This window comes from Spirosoma foliorum (assembly GCF_014117325.1).
In the GTDB taxonomy this organism is placed as follows: domain Bacteria; phylum Bacteroidota; class Bacteroidia; order Cytophagales; family Spirosomataceae; genus Spirosoma; species Spirosoma foliorum.
Window position 1 is genome coordinate 7,029,352 of sequence record NZ_CP059732.1, and the last position, 18,334, is coordinate 7,047,685.

Sequence of the window (18,334 nt, forward strand, 5' to 3'; positions counted from 1 at the left end):
AAGAATCATTATTGTATTCTCTCTTCTATTCGTAATAATTCAGGATCTGATGCCCGCTATTAGCTAAAAGTTGATCACGACGGAATAGGTCGATATCAGCTGTCATCATGTCTTTTACAAGAGCTGGCAGATCATATTTAGGTTTCCAGTTCAACTTAGTCATCGCTTTAGTTGGATCACCCAAGAGCAAGTCAACCTCGGTTGGACGGAAATAACGTGGGTCTATACAAACCACTTCTTTGCCCACTTCAACAGGGAATTCAGGGTTGGTCGAACTTACTACCGTTCCAACTTCAGAAACACCTTCGCCAGAGAACGCCAATTCAACGCCAATTTCGGCAAACGACATCCGTACAAAATCACGTACGCTGGTTGTTACACCCGTAGCGATCACATAATCTTCAGGCTTGTCCTGTTGTAGAATCAGGTACATTGCTTCAACGTAATCCTTTGCATGACCCCAGTCGCGTAGGGAGTCCATGTTGCCCAGGTAAACTTTGTCCTGCAAGCCCAAACCAATACGCGATACAGCACGGGTAATTTTGCGTGTCACAAATGTTTCACCACGTAGTGGCGATTCGTGATTAAACAGAATTCCGTTGCAAGCGTACATATTGTAAGCCTCACGGTAGTTAACCGTAATCCAGTAGCCATACAATTTAGCTACCGCATAAGGCGAACGCGGGTAAAATGGAGTCGTTTCAGACTGAGCGTGTCCTTGAACACCACCGTATAGTTCAGATGTAGACGCCTGATAAATACGGGTTTTTTCTGTAAGGCCTAATAAGCGAACTGCTTCTAGGATACGCAAGGTACCAATACCATCAACTTGAGCCGTGTATTCGGGTTCATCAAAACTTACCCGAACATGTGACATAGCCCCTAGGTTATAAATTTCGTCGGGCTGAACTTCCTGAATGATGCGGATAATATTGGCAGAATCTGACAAATCGCCATAATGTAGCTTAAGATTCACATTCTTTTCATGCGGATCTTCGTATAAATGGTCAATACGTTGGGTATTAAATAGAGAGCTTCGGCGTTTAATACCATGTACTTCATATCCTTTCTCTAACAGTAATTCAGTCAAATAGGCCCCGTCTTGTCCAGTAATACCAGTAATTAGTGCTTTTTTCATATCATCTTAAATAGGTCATGTTCAACGTATAAATTTGTCAAAAACTACTCAAAGGTAATGTATGTTTGGGAAATCTCGTCCATTACTTTATTAATAGGCTACGGCGGATATCTACTTTATCCGGCTGTAACTGCGCCGAGGCAATTAATCTACGAATGGAATTATAGTAGCGTTCGGCATCTAAACGACGCATAAAGTCACCTACCTTGAGTTTATAAGTCGGTTGATTGTATGTCAGATAAGGGCTTAGTTCCGGGAAATTCTGCGAAATCAATAGCTTCGCGCCATCGACCTCCTGACGTTGATTTCCAACATACACCTGAATACGATAGCCGGGCGCATAACGTATGGTTCGATTTTGCGTAGCAATTGTATCAAGGACCAAATCGAGCCGTCGATTAATATGCAGCGCTTCAATGGGGGCGTTCGGTTTACGTGTATCCGTTTTTCGGGGTGTGGTCGTCGGAGTTGCTGGGGCTGTTGGGCGGCTTGCAACGGGCGAAGTGGTTGACGTTGACCCATATACAGGACGTACCGAAGCTAAATCTTCGTTATAGCTATTATAGTCGGTAGTCATTCGGCTTGAGCTGACAGGACGACTTCCTGCGCAACCACTTAGAATGAATACCGCCAGTATAAATACTCCCCCTACTTTGTAATGCATACTCATCGACAAATAAAACGCTAAAATAGCCATTTTGGCATTCGAATACGTGAATCCACCAAGCTCAGTACAAACCCATGCCGGATTTTAGTTAATTTTGGCTATTCACCAGAAATACTACATGCTGAATATACAAAGCCGCGTATCGCTCAAGCCCTATAATACATTCCGGATTGATGCCAATGCGCGGTATTGGGTCGAGATTAGTAACGAAGAGGATCTTCGGACTTTGCTTCAACTCTCGGAATTTATCGATACCCCAAAACTGATTCTTGGTGGTGGAAGTAACGTGCTCCTCCGTCAGAATTTCGATGGGTTGGTGGTTAAAATTAATATTCAGGGAATTGACATTATCCGGGAAGATGACAACCACGTTTACTTGACGGCTGGTGCAGGGGTCAACTGGCACGAGTTAGTTCTTTTTTGTGTAAAAAGAGGCTATGCTGGTATGGAAAATCTTTCCTTGATTCCAGGTACGGTTGGTGCGTCTCCAATGCAGAATATTGGCGCTTATGGTGTCGAGTTGGAGCAAGTATTCGAGTCGCTCACGGCTATTCATATATTAACTGGCGAAAAACGAACATTTACTCACGTCGATTGCGCTTTCGGTTATCGGGAGAGCGTTTTTAAGCGAGAGTTGAAAGGTCAGTACATTATCACAAGTGTTACGTTTCAGCTAGATAAGCAGCCTACTTTTCATACTCGTTACGGAGCTATTCAGGAAACACTGACCGCTATGGGTGTATCGGAAGATAAGCTGACGATTAAGGCGGTTAGCGATGCTGTTATTCAGATTCGTCGTAGTAAACTACCTGATCCTGCCCAAATTGGCAATGCGGGAAGTTTTTTCAAGAATCCTGAGATTCCTAAAGCTCAATTCGATACCCTAAAAACCGACTATCCAACCCTCCCCGGCTATCCCGCTGGAGATGAACAGGTAAAGGTTCCGGCGGGTTGGTTGATTGAACAGGCTGGCTGGAAAGGCTATCGCTCCGGCGATGCAGGCGTTCACGCCAAACAGGCATTGGTATTGGTCAACTATGGTACTGCTACAGGCGACGAAATAATATCCCTGGCCAAACAAGTTCAGCAATCGGTGCAGGAGAAATTCGGAGTTAGTATCTCTCCAGAAGTCAATATTGTTTAAAATCGTAGGGGGAGGAAGTTGATGCCGTTGGCAAAACTTCCTCCCCCTACGATTTTAGCCCTTTATCTTACTCAAAGCAGAGCGAAGCCGCGCCAAGCAAGCCCGCGTCGTTTCCTAAGGTCGCTTTTTTAATGCTCAAGCCATTTTTGTAATAATCGTTGAGCCAGTAGTCAAGCGTTTTATTAACGGCAGGTATAATATAATCGAACGAGGCAGATAGCCCACCGCCAATCAACACCTGCTTGATATCCAATATTTTAATCAGTGCCGCTAAGCCTTCACCCAGTATTTCACCAACTTCGGTCCAGATTTGTAACGCTAGCTCGTCATTTTCAGCGGCAGCAGCAACCAAACCGGTTGTTGAGATACTGCCATCATTAGGCAAATGCGTGTCGCCTTTAAATTCGCTTCGGCGCAGATTAGCTAAATCCAGCAATTCTTTCTTGCCAATATTTCGCTCCAGTACCCGACCGTTACGGGAAGGGATATGGCCTGGCTCCATGGCGTTGCCATCGCCACCGGTGAAAATTTTCTTGTTGATGATAGCCGCACCACCTACACCAGTGCCCAGGGTAATAAAAATGTAATTTTCCGTGATTTTCTCTTCGGCAAAATAATATTCGCCCAACGCGGCTGCATTGGCATCATTAGCCAGAAAAAATTGGGTACCAGGAAATCGCTTGCTTAGGATTTCTACCATCGGAACGCCATTGATTTCTGGAATGGCGGTAATTTCAAGAGGAACTGTTCGTTCACGGTTTAACATACCGGGCAAACCAATTCCAACCATCTTTACATCTTTATTATTTAGCAGTTGGAGCGCAACCGCATCACCAAAGCGATCGACAAAATGGCCCGATTCACGCCAGCTAATGGTGTCGTGGCTATAGAAATTGGAAATTTTACCGGTATTCGCATCGACAATACCCATTTTGACGTTCGTGCCGCCGACGTCAATACCCAAATACTCAACGGAAGCCATTCGTAGCAATAATCAGTTTATCAGTGAACAATTTTCAGAGCTCAGGAACGATGAAGCAGGGCGCAAGATACGAAACCTTAGCCGTTAATGGCTAACGCTAAATATCACCCAGTTGAGGACGGATAAGAATTTCTTCGACAACGGCACTTTTTGAGAGCGAATAAGCCGCCCAGGCGCTGTTAGCTACATCTTCAGGCTTCATAAAACGCTCTTCGGGCAAATCACTACCCTCCCAACTCGCTGTCAGGGTTGCGCCCGGTAAAATAGCCGTTACTTTCACGCCATGTGGTTTCAGCTCTTCCCGCAAGACCCGACTCATTCCCAACAGGGCAAATTTTGAAATACAATAGGAACCACCATTCGTATAGGGTGTAATACTGGCGGTGGAACACATCATAAAAATATGTCCCTGCCGACGAGAAATCATTCCGCCAACTAACCCACGCGAGAGATGGTAAGCGCTGGCAACGTTCGTATTCATCAGTAACTCAAATGTACCCTCGGCCTCGTTGTGAATTTGACCCGGCTGAAACACACCCGTATTATTGACCAGCACTTCTACAGGCCGATTGAGTGACTGGGTGTAGTCAAGTAAGACATTTACGCCATCTCTTGTTGACAAATCTGCCGCAACAGGCAACAGATTTTCTCCTTGTATACCGTCAACCGAACGAGCGCAGATAACAGCATCAAATCCTTCGGCAACAAATCGGTCGGCAATGGCGCGGCCGATACCTTTGGTGCCACCTGTTACAATGATTAGTGGATTCATTAAAAAATCTTTTATGTTTCTTGCCTCTTTACTTCTTTCAATCAGGAAGGTTTAGCTCAGGACGCAAGTTACATAGAAACCATTCTATCTTTACCGGGGTTCTTCCGGGTATATAATACCGACCTGCTCCTACCTAAAGTCGGTTTGTTTCGCTACTCGATTTATGTCACGATTAGGCAGTTACTTTATCTTTTTGGGAACGCTCTTCCGCAATCGGGAGAAGCTCCGGGTTTATCTGAGTCTTATTCTGAACGAGTGTACCTCTATTGGTGTCGGTTCCATTTTTATTGTCGCGTTGGTGAACACCTTTATTGGCGCTGTTACCTGTGTACAAACGGCTTATAACCTAACCAATCCTTTCGTCCCTAAAAATATTATCGCCCTTATCGTGCGGGATAGCTCAATTCTGGAGTTAGCACCAACGTTATCGTGTATTGTACTGGCCGGTAAAGTAGGCTCTAATATTGCCAGCGAAATAGGGACTATGCGTATTACAGAACAGGTTGATGCGCTCGAAGTAATGGGTATCAATTCCAGTTCGTATCTAATTTTGCCCAAGGTAATTGCTTCTGTTCTGATGTTCCCGTTACTGGTTATTATGGCTGGCTTTCTGGCTATTTTAGGTGGTTATATCGCCGGAACGTTAGCGGGCGTTATTTCGGCCGAAGACTATGTATCGGGCCTACGTTTCGAGTATAAGCCGTTTGGGGTTACGTTCGCACTAATCAAAACAGTTGTATTCGCTTTTCTTGTCTCAACAATTTCAGCTTATCAAGGATATAAAGTAAGCGGAGGTGCCCTCGAAGTCGGTGCGGCCTCTACAGCCGCCGTAACCAACAGTTGTATCGCCATCGTAGCCGCCGACTTTATCCTGACTCAGATGCTGTTAACTTAATTTTGAATGATTGACTGATTGACTGATTGAATAGCAAAGAAGCGATTTATTCAACCAGTCAATCACCCAGTCATTCAATCATTGGCCAATGATTGACATTAAAAATATATCGAAGACGTTTGGGGATCGGCAGATTTTGGCTGGCATCAATGGAACGTTCAAACCTGGTGATACAAGCCTGATTATTGGCGGAAGCGGCACGGGTAAAAGCGTGCTGCTTAAGTGTATGATTGGCTTGATCAAACCCGATTCAGGACAGGTATTGTACGACGGACGGGACTTTCTAACCAGTAATCTGGACGAACAGAAAGCAATTCGACGAGAGATGGGCGTTTTATTCCAGGGGTCAGCTTTGTTTGACTCAAAGACCGTTCTGGAAAACGTTCGGTTTCCGCTCGATATGCTGACCGATCAACCCGAACGGGAAAAAGTAGATCGGGCCAAAGAGTGTTTACGACGCGTTGGTCTGGAAGCTGCCGCCGATCGGATGCCGTCGGAAATCAGTGGTGGTATGAAAAAGCGGGTCGGTATTGCGCGAGCTATTGTGCTGAATCCTAAATACCTTTTCTGTGATGAACCCAACTCTGGTCTCGACCCACTGACATCCATAAAAATAGATCAGCTTATCTCTGAAATAACGGATGAGTATCAGATTACAACCGTGGTTATTACGCACGATATGAACTCAATGATGGAGATTGGCGAGAAAATTATGTTTCTCTATCAGGGCAAAAAACTGTGGGAAGGAAATAGCGATACACTTATCCACTCGGATGTAAAAGAGTTGAACGAGTTCATCAACGCGAATAAGCTTATTCGGGAAATGGAGAAGTAAAAAGATGACTGCTTCTATAATGCTGGCTTAGTGAGATAGATAACCGGATCAAAAACAAGTAGGTCACCAGTAGCATCGACCAGAACATTCTGGTCGTGCAAATCTTCGATAAATAGGGTCCGGTCAGCATTGGCATAGTTATCTTCATACCGACGCAAAAACCCTAATTGATTCATCAGACGTTCAACTTCATCTCGAGTTGCTCCTCGAACAGCTCGTAACGCTTTCTGTGAAACAACAGGCCGTAGTTGAGGAAATTCATCACCCGACTCAACGACCACCATCATCCCTTCAAATCTGTATAGCGTTCCGGGGAATAGCCAATTATGCAGAGTTAAGCGCTCAAAATATTCCAGATAACTTGTGTGAAAAGCTAAGTTGTTACGCTTGTAGACAAGACTTCCAGCATGAATAACTTGGTTTTCGCCACCTTCTATACAGCCAGAATCATACCAACGGTTGGTAAAATCATCTGCATCCCAAACACAATTAGCTGTTATTGACCACGCATACAAAGCCTCGGCTTCAAGAAGTTTTATTTCTTCGCTTAATCGCCAAATTTCACTGTGTCCCGCTTGGATTGCTGGGCTAAGCGACGCGTTTGTTCGATGAATTCTTCTTGTGACATCAAGGGCTGCTCGGAGATTTTCTTGATCAATCGATTGTTCAACGCTTTGTGGAAGTCGTTCAATTCGATCTCTTTGGCTTTCTTCATCGGCGTGAGAATTAGGCATTTTTGTAAAGATAAAAAGTTTAAACGTGAATTGTTCAGAACCGCCAACGCGCCTGCACCTTCACTTCCGTTTTATGCGGAGCATCAATCTGGTCGAGGTCAGAGCCAACGGTGGTCTGATTGGTCAAATCGGTTCTGGCCCAACGAACCCAGACGTCCAAATGGCGATTCAAGCCGTATTGCATCAATAAATAATGGCGGATACCTCGGTCGAAGTAAGCTGGAAAGGAGAACGCATAGAGGACATCCCGCTCATAGACATACTGCCGACTATCATAATCATCGGTACCAAACAGGGCAACCCGACCGCTTAAACTAAGGCGTCGATAATCCAGCGTGGCATCCTGAACCAAAACGAATCCACGAGAAACGGGTTGCCCTGAATACGCAAACCCACCCCATTGCGCTCGCGATCGCAACGATAAACCACGCATGAGCTTATACTCGGCATTGAGGGCGTAGTTCCGTCGCGTAGTACCAACAACATCTTTGACCTTGCCAATCGTCAGATTTTTCTGCTTATGCTCTTCATGGTAGACAGCATAAAACGCCGTTTTTCGATTAGGAGTGTACCGTGCCTGAAATAAGTAATCGAATCCGTCCGACGGTTTATCAACCAGATATTTCAGCCACGGGAAATTAAAATAGTCGAAAAAGCCGCCTATAGTCAGCTTCCGATAAACGGTATATTTCAAACCCAGGTACGCGCCCGACTCATTAATTGTTCGGCTTCCTTCACTAAAGCCATTGCTATAGAAACTGTGAAAGCTGCGGTCGTAATGTCGCAACACAATAGCCATATCAATCTTTTTAGTCAGGCTGGCTAGTGCGCCACCCACTGCCCCAATTCCGCCTGAATTCGTAGCAGAACCGCTGCTGCGGGCTACTTCAGAAAATAGATTCCAGTTTCGCCAGATGTAGCTCCCGTGCACACCCACAACGAGATTTTGCTTTCCTGTAAATTCATACTGGTTGTATGGAAGATCTCGCTTCTGAAAAAATTTATCAAACGTCGTTCGCAGGAAGGTTAACCCAAGTTGAAACTGGCGACGATTATGATACAGAAGATGCGCGCCAACGTTCGTTTCGAGCAAGCTTCCCTGATCGTCAATCTCAGCTTGTGTTCGGTGTAAGCCCGACGTTTGCAACGAGGTAGCGGTAGTCTCGCCCAGGCTATCGGCAGTTAGATTAGCATCACGATGGTTTCGGGAAGCTAACAGTGTTATATCTACCGTTCGATGCAACGAATAAGTGGCCGTTGCGCCCCGGAAATAACCATATTCTGTAAGCGAAGTATAAGGTCGGGCGCCTAGTGTTGGTCGACGAACGGTCTGAACTGTTTCGGCGCTTTTGCCCAGAACAAATCCCGCCGATAAGACGAGCCCCTGCCCGACTTGTACTTGATAATCGCCCACGAGTATATTCCGCCAGCGCCCCCGGTTTTGTAATTGGGCATGAAACGAAATGTAATCGGCCCCATAGTGTCGGGTTGAAGGTTGCCAGTTTATCAATTCACCAGGGTCTTTTTCCGCTGTTAGGCCAATGCTGAACATTCGAGGGCGACTGTAGCGATAGCGGGCATAATACTGACCAGAATTACCCAAATACCGAGTTGGCAGATTACCCTTTTTGTCAGGTTCAGCCCCAGAAAACCCTTTTTGCTGCTCCAGAACCTGTTCGTAACGGACAATTAGATAGTTATCCGTTGGATTCGGCAAAGCGCCAAATAAGCTCGGAGTTCCAGCTACTGTAACGAAAGGTAGCAACCGACGAATCGTTGGCAAGTCGAAACCCGGCACAGCCTGTAGCTCATAAATGGATAACAGATCACCAAATTCGGCTCTATAAGCAGCCAGACTGCTTAATTGGCGTTCCGTAAGAAGATACGTAGTCTCTAGCTCGTCTCGGCTCGCCACGTTAAGATCGAGTGGATTTGCGTAAAGTTGGGTCAGCGCGTCATATACAGACTGATAATCAATACCCTCAGTTTGTACAGGAAACAGATCCTGAAGATATCGACTAATATCATCCGAACGATCCGCATTCCGACCAACAGATGTAGTTGATTGCGCAAAAACAGGAATAGCGGTCGCAAATCCGACCGCTATCAGTAGACAAAGAGTTCGTAAAAATCCTTTTTGTTCAAGTACAGTACAGTTTGTCTTCGCCATAACTTGATCGCTAGAAAGTCTGCTAGCAAGTGAGACGAAAACAACCCAATAAAGATACTATTCAAAGCAAAAAATATACATATACGTACATTTTGCTTATTAAGAGAAGCGTCTTTTTAAGATTTCAACCAATTCACTGACTTCATCACTACTCATATCCCATAGATACTGAGACGCATAGCGATAGGAAATCAGATCTAACGCCTGGCCATAGTTATTCAACGTATCGATTTCCTCGACAGCCTGATTGTAGGCGCTTGAATTCCCGTTGAAAAGTTGATTGATAAACCGGAATTTCTGATTTAACGAAATACTCCGGGCAACACTCTCAATTGGCGCCCGATGGAAAGTTTCGGCAACGGTCGATGGTTCAGCAGGTGCTGTGTCTCGCAACGTATCGTTCAGAGAAGGGGGCGTATCAACAGCAATAATTGGTTGTTTAACCTCAGTAGGTGTTGTAATTGCCCCTGTTTGCAACGGTGATGGCTGACTGATAGGCGCAACGGGTTCTGGTCCGCCCGACGTGCCATCGATAAATTTAGTCCCAGACGAGCTGAAATCCTCCACTAAATCTGGCGCAGGCGTTAAGTCTGGCCGGGGTGGAATAGCAGGGCTGGTTGTTTCAGCTAACGATTCTATTGCTACTAGTGGCGCTGGCGGAACGGTAGACTCTATAGCTGTATCAAAAAATGAGCGGAGCGGGGCAGCAGGGATACTATCGGGTACATGACTGCGCAACAACGCCGATACGTCCATTGGCAACTTCTCCGAAAACTGAGCAACAAATTTGTCATATTGCTCAATTTCGTGTCCTTTCTGAGTCAAGGCTTCATCCAGGTAAATCAAAGCCTGATTCACATAAATAAACGATTTCCCATTCATCCGTTGGGTGATATGCGCCGGAATGAACTGGTTGATCTTCGTATAACGCACTATTTGCTTAAGCGCAGCCGATGTTACCGTAAAATCGGGTTGTCCCCGCAGGAGATCATCAAAGTAAGAACGAGGGTCAAAAATCAGGATAATTGCGCGCCGGGTAGCATCCGCCAGAAGTGGTTCCAAATGCTCCCGTCGAACCGAAATATATTGCGACACCACATTCATAAAGTTCTGTAGAGCCTCCTGGACTTCCTCATTGGTAAAGTCAAAATAAGGACTCCGGAACTTTGCCGCATCGGCCTGCCACTTATCCGACAAACTACTGATAATAAACAGGTTAATTTGGCTAATAGGGGTAAGCGAAAGGATTTGCTTACCATTCATAGTCGCATGCTGTTGATAGAAATCAGAGGCAATCCGACGAGCGTAGGATTTACTATATTCAGTAAGGGCGTTGGCGTTAAACTTGTTCGACATTAGGAAAAGCCTTTGTTTTGTAAATATATAACTTTCGGCTACAAACCGATTGGTGTCAATAAAGAAATCAAATGCAGCGGGATGCGCCCCATGGTTTAAGCCCACAACGGGTAAACCATGTGGATAAATAAAACAATATTCATTCCTCTTGTTCACGGCAGGTTGCAGTTGATTAACTAATCTTCTCAGTTTATTGCGTTTAACTAATGTTTATTGAACCCTCCCGACGACGCGAACCACCCCACCTACGCACAGGTTGGATTGAAGTGATTTGCGGCTCTATGTTTTCTGGTAAAACCGAAGAATTAATTCGTCGGCTTACACGGGCTCGTATTGCAAAACTGAATGTTCAAATCTTTAAACCTGCAATAGACACACGCTACCACGCCGAAAATATCGTTTCTCATTCTGAAATGGCCATTCATTCAACTCCTGTGCAAACAGCGGGCCAGATTCTCGCGCTAGCCGGTGATTGTGATGTAGTAGGGATAGATGAAGCCCAATTTTTTGATAAAGACATCACAACTATTTGTAATGAACTGGCCAATCAGGGAAAACGCGTTATAGTCGCTGGCCTTGATATGGACTTTTCGGGGCAGCCTTTTGGTTGTATGCCCCAGCTTTTGAGCATTGCTGAATACGTCACAAAGGTCCATGCTATTTGCGTAGTCTGTGGCGATATTGCTCAGTACTCCTACCGACTCGTTCCATCAAAAGAACGCGTACTACTCGGCGAAACCGACAGTTACGAAGCCCGCTGCCGACGTTGTTTTAACCTTGGCAACGAGGCTGGCCGCAAGGAGTGGGCCTACGAAAACATTACGAATGATGAATAGGCTTATCGATATACAGATAAAAAAAGCAGGACTCAAGAAATCACTTTCTAAGTCCTGCTTTTTGTTGGTATTATTTTATTTAGCACTCACTCAGTATTCAGCACTTGGTCAAATTGGCCTATGGCAAACGCATGTCAGCTACCAGTCGGGTCAGTCAGTGGCAGTAGTTGGGACGAAAATATATGCAGCCACGCAGAATGGTTTTTTCTACTACGACAAAGCCACCAACGAAATAACCACGCTCAGTAAAACCTCGGGCTTGAGCGATGTAGGTATCAGCCGACTCCTCTACCTAGCTGATCAGAAAAAGTTGCTCATTGCCTACAGAAACGGCAATCTGGATCTTTTAACACTAACCGCCACTGGCGAACCGGGCACCGTAACCAACATCAACACAATTGTTTCGGCATCAACCTTACCAACAGCACGCGGTATAAACCATCTGAATCGTATTGACAACAACACCTATCTCAGTACCGATTTTGGGTTGGTTGTGTTGGACTTGGGTAAGAATGAAATACGGGACACCTACTTTAGTCAACGCGCCGATGGCACGCCTTTACCCATTTACCAGACAGCGGTCACTAACGATAGTCTATATGCGTTAACCGGTCCAGCAAGCGCGACAAACACGGGCTTTAAACTCCGCGCGGTTCGCTTTGCCACCAGTGTCAACATTGTTGACCCAGCCAACTGGCGAACAGTAATTGAACCCGGTACACAAGTCTCATCCATTGTAACCAATCAAGGGCGGTTATCTGCCACGGTTAGTGGAACGGGCATTTATGAGCGGCAAAATGGGAAATGGGCACTAACGCAATCCCTGACGAATGCTATTATTCGGCAATTCCCAGCAGCAACTGGTTTACTGTTAGCTACAGATAAAGCTATTACCTCGCCTGGTTCCGGCTCATTTTCAGGCTCACTTTTAACTGACCCACGCGAGGTTGTAGCCGACGGCAATACAATATGGGTTGCCGATACTAAAAATGGATTGCTGCTCGGAAATGCAGGTCAATTTCAGCGGATTGCCCCCGAAGGTCCAACCCGTGATTCGTTTGCTAATCTATATACATACCCTCAGGCATTGGCAGCCTTACCTAATGGCCCCCTTGATGCCACATTGCTAACCGCCAACCAGCCTCCTTATGAGCTTTTTTCAGTACCGGATGCCCGGTGGGTTAATTCCTTACCAACAGGATTAAGTTACGGCTTTAATTCGGCGGCCTATTTGCCCACTGAGCAGAAACTCTACCTGGGCAGTTTTGGCGGTGGCTTATGGACTCAAACCGGGGGAGAAACACCAACACCTGTCACATTGCCGGCGACTATAAGTCCCTATATCAGTAGCCTGGCTACCGATACCGATGGAAACTTGTGGCTAACAACGGGTAAAACACCTGCCTCACAACAAGCAACTTTGCACGTTCGACGAACGGATGGCACGTTCCAATCTTTCCCTATTGTCAGTCAGACAAATATTGTACAAATCGTTCCCGACGACAACGGCTTTCTCTGGCTTCGCCCCGATCTGGGCGGTGGGTTACTCGTTGTTGATCCTCAAAACAATCGTACCCGATTTCTGACGACACAAACAGGGCAAGGAGGTTTGCTTTCCAATAGCATTCGGGCATTGGTGAAAGATCGCAATGGATCAATCTGGACAGGCACCGATCTTGGCCCAACTGTCTTCGACAGCCCATACGCAGCCTTCGATGCAACGATTGACGCTCAGCCTCCCCTACTTAACCGAAGACGATTGCTAGCTAATGAACTCATCACAGCCATTGCCGTAGACGGGGGCAATCGAAAATGGATAGGTACACAAAAGGGAATCTATCACGTTGCGGCCGATGGCTCACAGCTATTGGATACGTTCACGGCAGATAACAGTCCTCTACCGAATAATCTTGTTCAAGCACTAGCTATTGAACCCACTACTGGCAAAGTATTTATCGAAACGGGTGCCTCAGGCAGTTCCAACGGATTGGTATCCTATCAGGGACCAGCCACAGAACCTGCCGAAGCGCTATCGGAGCTGACTATTTTTCCAAATCCAGTTCGTCCTGATTTTAATGGCACAGTCGGGATTAATGGGCTTACCGAAAACTCAACCGTAAAAATCCTTGATGCCGGAGGCCAGTTAGTCTACGAAACCAAGTCACAAGGCGGTACCGCGACCTGGAATCTCCGCGATTATCGGGGCAGGCAGGCACAAACAGGTATTTATTTAGTTGTGGTCGTTACAGCCGATGGTTCAGAAGGGCTTCGGGGGAAACTGGCGGTTGTCCGGTAACCTCTGCTGTTGAAATAAACTGTATTTCTCACGGTATTTTCTCACATACCTAAAGAAGCTACCAACCCGCATTTGACGAATCAGGTCATTTTGCCTACTTTTGATCAATTTTTCAGCCATCTGGCCTGATTTCGATCAGGCAGGTAACTAACCGAAAGCAACACACTCAGCATGAGAGAAATACAGTTCCGCGAAGCCCTGCGGGAGGCCATGACGGAAGAAATGCGCCGGGACCCACTGGTCTATCTGATGGGCGAAGAGGTCGCCGAATACAATGGTGCTTACAAAGTTAGCCAGGGTATGCTGGACGAATTCGGTCCGGAGCGCGTAATCGATACCCCCATTGCCGAACTTGGCTTTGCCGGTATAGGTGTTGGTTCAGCCATCAATGGTCTGCGACCAATCATCGAATTTATGACCTTTAACTTCTCGCTGGTTGCGATTGATCAGGTCATTAACTCGGCAGCTAAAATTATGTCGATGTCAGGTGGGCAGTATTCTTGTCCTATCGTGTTCCGGGGTCCAACGGGTAATGCGGGCATGCTATCCTCACAACACTCGCAGAACTTCGAGAATTGGTTTGCCAATACGTCGGGTTTGAAAGTGGTTGTTCCATCCAATCCTTACGACGCCAAAGGTCTTCTGAAATCATGTATCCGCGATAACGACCCTGTTATTTTCATGGAGTCGGAGCTGATGTACGGCGACAAAGGTCAGGTACCCGAAGAAGAATACTTAATTCCAATTGGGCAAGCCAAAATTGTTCGCGAAGGAAACGACGTAACAATCGTGTCGTTTGGTAAAATCATGAAAGTAGCTTTAGCTGCCGCTGATGAGCTAGCGAAAAATGGAGTTTCGGCAGAAGTAATTGACCTTCGCTCGGTTCGTCCGATTGATTACGCGACTATTATCAACTCGGTGAAGAAAACCAACCGATGTGTGATTGTTGAAGAAGCCTGGCCGCTGGCGGCTATTTCGTCGGAGTTGACCTACAACATCCAACGGAATGCCTTCGATTACTTAGATGCACCAGTTGTACGTGTGAACAGCATGGATTTACCCTTGCCTTACGCACCAACACTGATTGAAGCTATTCTGCCAAACGTGAAGCGCACGTTGCAAGCGGTAGAGGCAGTTATGTATAAGAAGTAAGTAATGCGGGTGGAAACCCGCATTACTAAAAAAAGCGTTGGCCTCATCAGCCAACGCTTTTTTTGTTTTGTTATAAACAAAAATACCCGGTCGTTTTGAAGCGGCCGGGTATTGATTGATGCAATTGTAGGTAAAACGCCTGAAGTATAATTTTAGTTTAGCAGTTGAAAAATAATGAAATAGTTTTTCAATATAATCGTAACATGAATAAAATCAGATATTCCCTTGGCTAAAACTACCGCATTGCGCCCTTCAGGTCGCACCATTTATGAGGTGACCATTCAGTATACAGGCTCATTATCGACCATTCGTCAACGAGAGCCAACGGTCATCTTCTTTTCTAATCTCCGCAAAGCTGTAGATGCTATTACAGCGGAGTTGGCCTTAAATAACTGGCCACCCAAAGTCAATTACATGGCTGTTTACAGGGGAGTAAAGCTCAGAAGTTTTTATAGCTGCGATTTCCATATGGCCGACATGCGGATTTTCCGGATTAAAATCATCCCAAGAATTCTCAATCCGGCATTGCCCCGATTGGGTATCGATGAAAACCCAGCGAAGTAGAATACTGTTAGGAAATGGTCAAGGGTGGTTAGGTATTGTCAAGCGTTGAACGTAAGCTTCATCCCTAGTTTGACTTACCAAATCATGCTTTAGCCGATAAAGGAGAGTTAGTAATCCTTCAACTCCAATGAATCATCAACGTTTAGTAGGAATCATTTGTTGGCTATCGCTATTGAGTCCATCGGTTTACAGTCAGACTACCTTAACAACCCTGCCCCTGTCTGTTACCGTTGCTTGTCCTGGATCGACAATAGACGTTCGCTTTATAATGCCTGACGACACGTACAGGTATGTCACAGCGGCTACGACCTATTCTGTACAAATAGCCATTGGGGGCGATTATTTCGATATTCCAACCAGTAAAACTCGAAATGCCAGTCTGGGACTAAGTGCTAGCCTGCCAAAGTCGTTAGCACCCGGAGGGACTTATTCGGTTCGTATGACGATAAAAAACCCGGACTACACGGGTACGCCCAGTCCAACCAGGTTAATCATTAAAGGCCAGGCGGCTATTCCTTCTCCACCACTTGTCGACTCCCTGAATGTGGATTGTATGTCTACCAATCGGTCCTCCATGGCTGGATTATATTCAGACATATCATTTCGACTCGCTCCCAACGCTACCCCCCGGCTTTATTATAACGAGCCAGGAGGCAGTTTTACCGACTATGCGGAGTTTCCATATGAAACCAAACTACCCTCTGGAGACTATGTCCGCGATAAGCAGTATGGCTATTTTCAACTTAACAAAACGGGTGCAACGTCAACCACCTACGTCTACCCCGTTTCGGAACATATTTATTACCTAACCCAGCTAATCGATGGTTGTGAGAGTGAGCCGGTTGCCAGCAAGCTGCGCATTCTCTGGAAAGCGAGTGGTGGACCAGGGGTACTCAACCCCATGAAAGACAATTATCGTTATGGGCAGGTTGGCTATTGCCAGGGAGAAAAGGCTCTTCCTTTGAATGTCAATGGCCATCTGCCACCACCCGAGAATTTTCAAGTCGCTTACTGGTTAGGAGATCCCTTATATCAGCCTCGTACCTTCATTCCACCTACGCCGGATACTAGTCAACCCGGTCACATGGTTTATAGCATGAATCTATTTCCAATTGATTATAGCAAAGGCTGTGGAAATGAGAATCTGCTTACCTATACGTATGTAAAAGTGACCGTTACGCCAACGCCGACCAAGCCCGTTGCCACTACTGGCCTGATTGAATACTATCAGGGACAACCCTCAACGCCCTTGAGTGCTTCGGCCACGGATAGTACCTCAACTTTGGTCTGGTATGGCATGAACGCCACTGGTGGCACCAGCTCATTAGCCGCTCCTCTGCCCCCCACCAACCAGACCGGGGAATTCACCTATTATGTAGCCCAAAAAGTAGGCGCCTGCGAAGGGGATCGAACGGCGATCACTGTGCGTGTCAATCCCTTACTTGGTCTAGAGGACTCTTGGCTAGAAACTCACAGTCAGTTGTATCCCAATCCCGTGAATACCTGGCTAACGGTACAGGTTAGTGGGGTTTCGGCCCAACATCCGGCTAATCTGGAACTAGTTGATGAAACTGGCCGATCTTTACAAAAATACACCAGTCAACGGGAGACCAATGTGCTAAATCTGGATAGGTATGCAAGTGGAAATTATTACCTACGAATCCAACTGGATAATAAACAACTCGTGAAGCGGATTGTAAAACTATAAGCAAAGTCAGAGGCTGTTTTTTGTCATCCCTCCTAAAGTCGGGATGACAAAAAACAATTCAATTTTAGAGTAATCTAAAAAGTTTAAACAGCTACTACATTTACAACTCCTGACAATACCTGACCACCCTTAACCATCCCCTATCCTTTAATACGCCTTCAGGCTCAAATCCAAACTTTTGATTTGGTGAGTTAAGGCTCCCGATGAAATAAAGTCAACACCGGTTTCGGCATAGGCACGAAGGTTCGTCTCATCGATTCCACCCGATGCTTCGGTAATGAATCGTCCATTAATCAGGCGAACCATATCGCGGATGCCATCGGGGCTAAAGTTATCGAGTAAAATCACATCGACTTGTCCAACCCGAAGCACTTCTTCCACTTCGGCCCGATTCCGAGTTTCGACTTCAATGCGTAATTGCCGACCCGTTTCTTTCAGATACGCAACCGCTTTAGTAATAGCGGCTTCGATACTTCCAGCATAATCGACGTGATTATCTTTAATGAGAATCATGTCATATAATCCGAATCGGTGATTCACAGCTCCGCCTATTTTGGTTGCCATTTTCTCACAAATACGGAAGTTTGGAGTGGTTTTACGGGTATCCAATAGTTTGGCCCGTGTGCCTTCCAATAGATTTACCAATTCGCGGGTGTGAGTTGCAATACCGCTCATGCGCTGCATGCAGTTGAGTACCAATCGCTCGGCGGTCAGGATATTACGGGCGTTTCCGCTAACAGTGAGTACAACATCCCCAGGTTTGATACTGGCCCCATCGTGCATCAACACGTCGACTTCGAAGGCTGGATCGACTTCGGCAAAAATGGCCTGAGCCACTTCTACCCCTGCCAGAATACCCGTTTCTTTGACGAGCAAGCGAGCGCGCTTCTGGGCGTCGGCAGGAATCGTTGAGAGCGATGTGTGATCACCATCACCGACATCTTCGGCTAAGGCTAATTGAATAAATTCGTGCAAGTTCATAAGCGCAAGGTAAGTAGATTATTCTTTTCTGACAGAATTACGGCAGAGCGGAATTGATTCTGCCTCATAAACAAAAAAGACCGATCGGTTGATCAGTCTTTTTT

At 46.0% G+C, this 18,334-nt stretch carries 16 protein-coding genes; 8 read left to right on the forward strand and 8 right to left on the reverse strand.

The genetic code is table 11. From position 1 onward, the window contains the following. Positions 1–25: 25 nt before the first annotated feature. Both gmd and H3H32_RS29575 read right to left on the reverse strand, forming a co-directional pair. Positions 26–1,138 carry a GDP-mannose 4,6-dehydratase gene (gene gmd / locus H3H32_RS29570; RefSeq protein WP_182459315.1) on the reverse strand — a complete coding sequence of 371 codons (1,113 nt, stop codon included), beginning with the start codon at positions 1,136–1,138 and terminating at the stop codon, positions 26–28. Between the two features lie 82 nt (positions 1,139–1,220). After that, complete coding sequence (locus H3H32_RS29575) at positions 1,221–1,835, reverse strand: SPOR domain-containing protein (protein ID WP_240543534.1); 615 nt, start codon at positions 1,833–1,835, stop codon at positions 1,221–1,223. Between the two features lie 88 nt (positions 1,836–1,923). Here H3H32_RS29575 and murB point away from each other — a divergent pair, with 88 nt between their 5' ends. After that, positions 1,924–2,949, forward strand: coding sequence for a UDP-N-acetylmuramate dehydrogenase (murB, locus tag H3H32_RS29580; RefSeq protein ID WP_182459316.1), 1,026 nt, complete (start codon positions 1,924–1,926; stop codon positions 2,947–2,949). 67 nt (positions 2,950–3,016) lie between these two features. Here murB and H3H32_RS29585 read toward each other — a convergent pair whose 3' ends face one another. Both H3H32_RS29585 and H3H32_RS29590 read right to left on the reverse strand, forming a co-directional pair. Further along, positions 3,017–3,931, reverse strand: coding sequence for an ROK family protein (locus H3H32_RS29585; protein WP_182459317.1), 915 nt, complete (start codon positions 3,929–3,931; stop codon positions 3,017–3,019). Positions 3,932–4,028: 97 nt separating this feature from the next. Further along, positions 4,029–4,703, reverse strand: a complete 675-nt coding sequence (locus H3H32_RS29590) for an SDR family oxidoreductase (RefSeq protein ID WP_182459318.1) — start codon at positions 4,701–4,703, stop codon at positions 4,029–4,031. Positions 4,704–4,866: 163 nt separating this feature from the next. Here H3H32_RS29590 and H3H32_RS29595 point away from each other — a divergent pair, with 163 nt between their 5' ends. Together H3H32_RS29595 and H3H32_RS29600 are read left to right on the forward strand one after the other, a co-directional pair. Then, positions 4,867–5,598 (forward strand): MlaE family ABC transporter permease, encoded by a 732-nt coding sequence (locus H3H32_RS29595; RefSeq protein ID WP_182459319.1) that lies wholly within the window; start codon positions 4,867–4,869, stop codon positions 5,596–5,598. 88 nt (positions 5,599–5,686) lie between these two features. Continuing rightward, the gene (locus H3H32_RS29600) at positions 5,687–6,433 is read left to right on the forward strand and encodes an ABC transporter ATP-binding protein (protein ID WP_182459320.1); all 747 of its coding nucleotides are present in this window, start codon (positions 5,687–5,689) and stop codon (positions 6,431–6,433) included. A 14-nt stretch (positions 6,434–6,447) separates the two neighbouring features. On the opposite strand, the gene H3H32_RS29605 is transcribed toward H3H32_RS29600, so the two are convergent. The 3 genes from H3H32_RS29605 to H3H32_RS29615 form a co-directional block, all read right to left on the reverse strand. Further along, the gene (locus H3H32_RS29605) at positions 6,448–7,167 is read right to left on the reverse strand and encodes a putative polyvalent protein kinase domain-containing protein (RefSeq protein ID WP_182459321.1); all 720 of its coding nucleotides are present in this window, start codon (positions 7,165–7,167) and stop codon (positions 6,448–6,450) included. Positions 7,168–7,201: 34 nt separating this feature from the next. After that, a complete protein-coding gene (locus H3H32_RS29610) occupies positions 7,202–9,337 on the reverse strand; it encodes a helix-hairpin-helix domain-containing protein (RefSeq protein ID WP_240543535.1) in 2,136 nt (711 codons plus the stop codon). A 99-nt stretch (positions 9,338–9,436) separates the two neighbouring features. Continuing rightward, on the reverse strand, positions 9,437–10,693 hold the full coding sequence (locus tag H3H32_RS29615; RefSeq protein ID WP_182459322.1) for a DUF8457 domain-containing protein: 1,257 nt from the start codon (positions 10,691–10,693) through the stop codon (positions 9,437–9,439). 206 nt (positions 10,694–10,899) lie between these two features. Here H3H32_RS29615 and H3H32_RS29620 point away from each other — a divergent pair, with 206 nt between their 5' ends. From H3H32_RS29620 to H3H32_RS29640, 5 genes are all read left to right on the forward strand, one after another. Further along, entirely contained in the window at positions 10,900–11,529 is a 630-nt protein-coding gene (locus H3H32_RS29620; RefSeq protein ID WP_182459323.1) for a thymidine kinase, read from the forward strand. Next, positions 11,519–13,825 (forward strand): type IX secretion system anionic LPS delivery protein PorZ, encoded by a 2,307-nt coding sequence (gene porZ, locus H3H32_RS29625; protein ID WP_182459324.1) that lies wholly within the window; start codon positions 11,519–11,521, stop codon positions 13,823–13,825. Before H3H32_RS29620 ends, porZ begins: the two co-directional genes overlap by 11 nt. 171 nt (positions 13,826–13,996) lie before the next feature. Beyond that, on the forward strand, positions 13,997–14,977 hold the full coding sequence (locus H3H32_RS29630) for a pyruvate dehydrogenase complex E1 component subunit beta (RefSeq protein WP_182459325.1): 981 nt from the start codon (positions 13,997–13,999) through the stop codon (positions 14,975–14,977). Between the two features lie 225 nt (positions 14,978–15,202). Beyond that, a complete protein-coding gene (locus tag H3H32_RS29635) occupies positions 15,203–15,541 on the forward strand; it encodes a hypothetical protein (RefSeq protein ID WP_182459326.1) in 339 nt (112 codons plus the stop codon). A gap of 127 nt (positions 15,542–15,668) precedes the next feature. Then, positions 15,669–17,249, forward strand: a complete 1,581-nt coding sequence (locus H3H32_RS29640) for a T9SS type A sorting domain-containing protein (protein ID WP_182459327.1) — start codon at positions 15,669–15,671, stop codon at positions 17,247–17,249. A gap of 147 nt (positions 17,250–17,396) precedes the next feature. Here H3H32_RS29640 and nadC read toward each other — a convergent pair whose 3' ends face one another. After that, the gene (gene nadC, locus H3H32_RS29645; protein WP_182459328.1) at positions 17,397–18,230 is read right to left on the reverse strand and encodes a carboxylating nicotinate-nucleotide diphosphorylase; all 834 of its coding nucleotides are present in this window, start codon (positions 18,228–18,230) and stop codon (positions 17,397–17,399) included. Positions 18,231–18,334 lie beyond the last annotated feature (104 nt).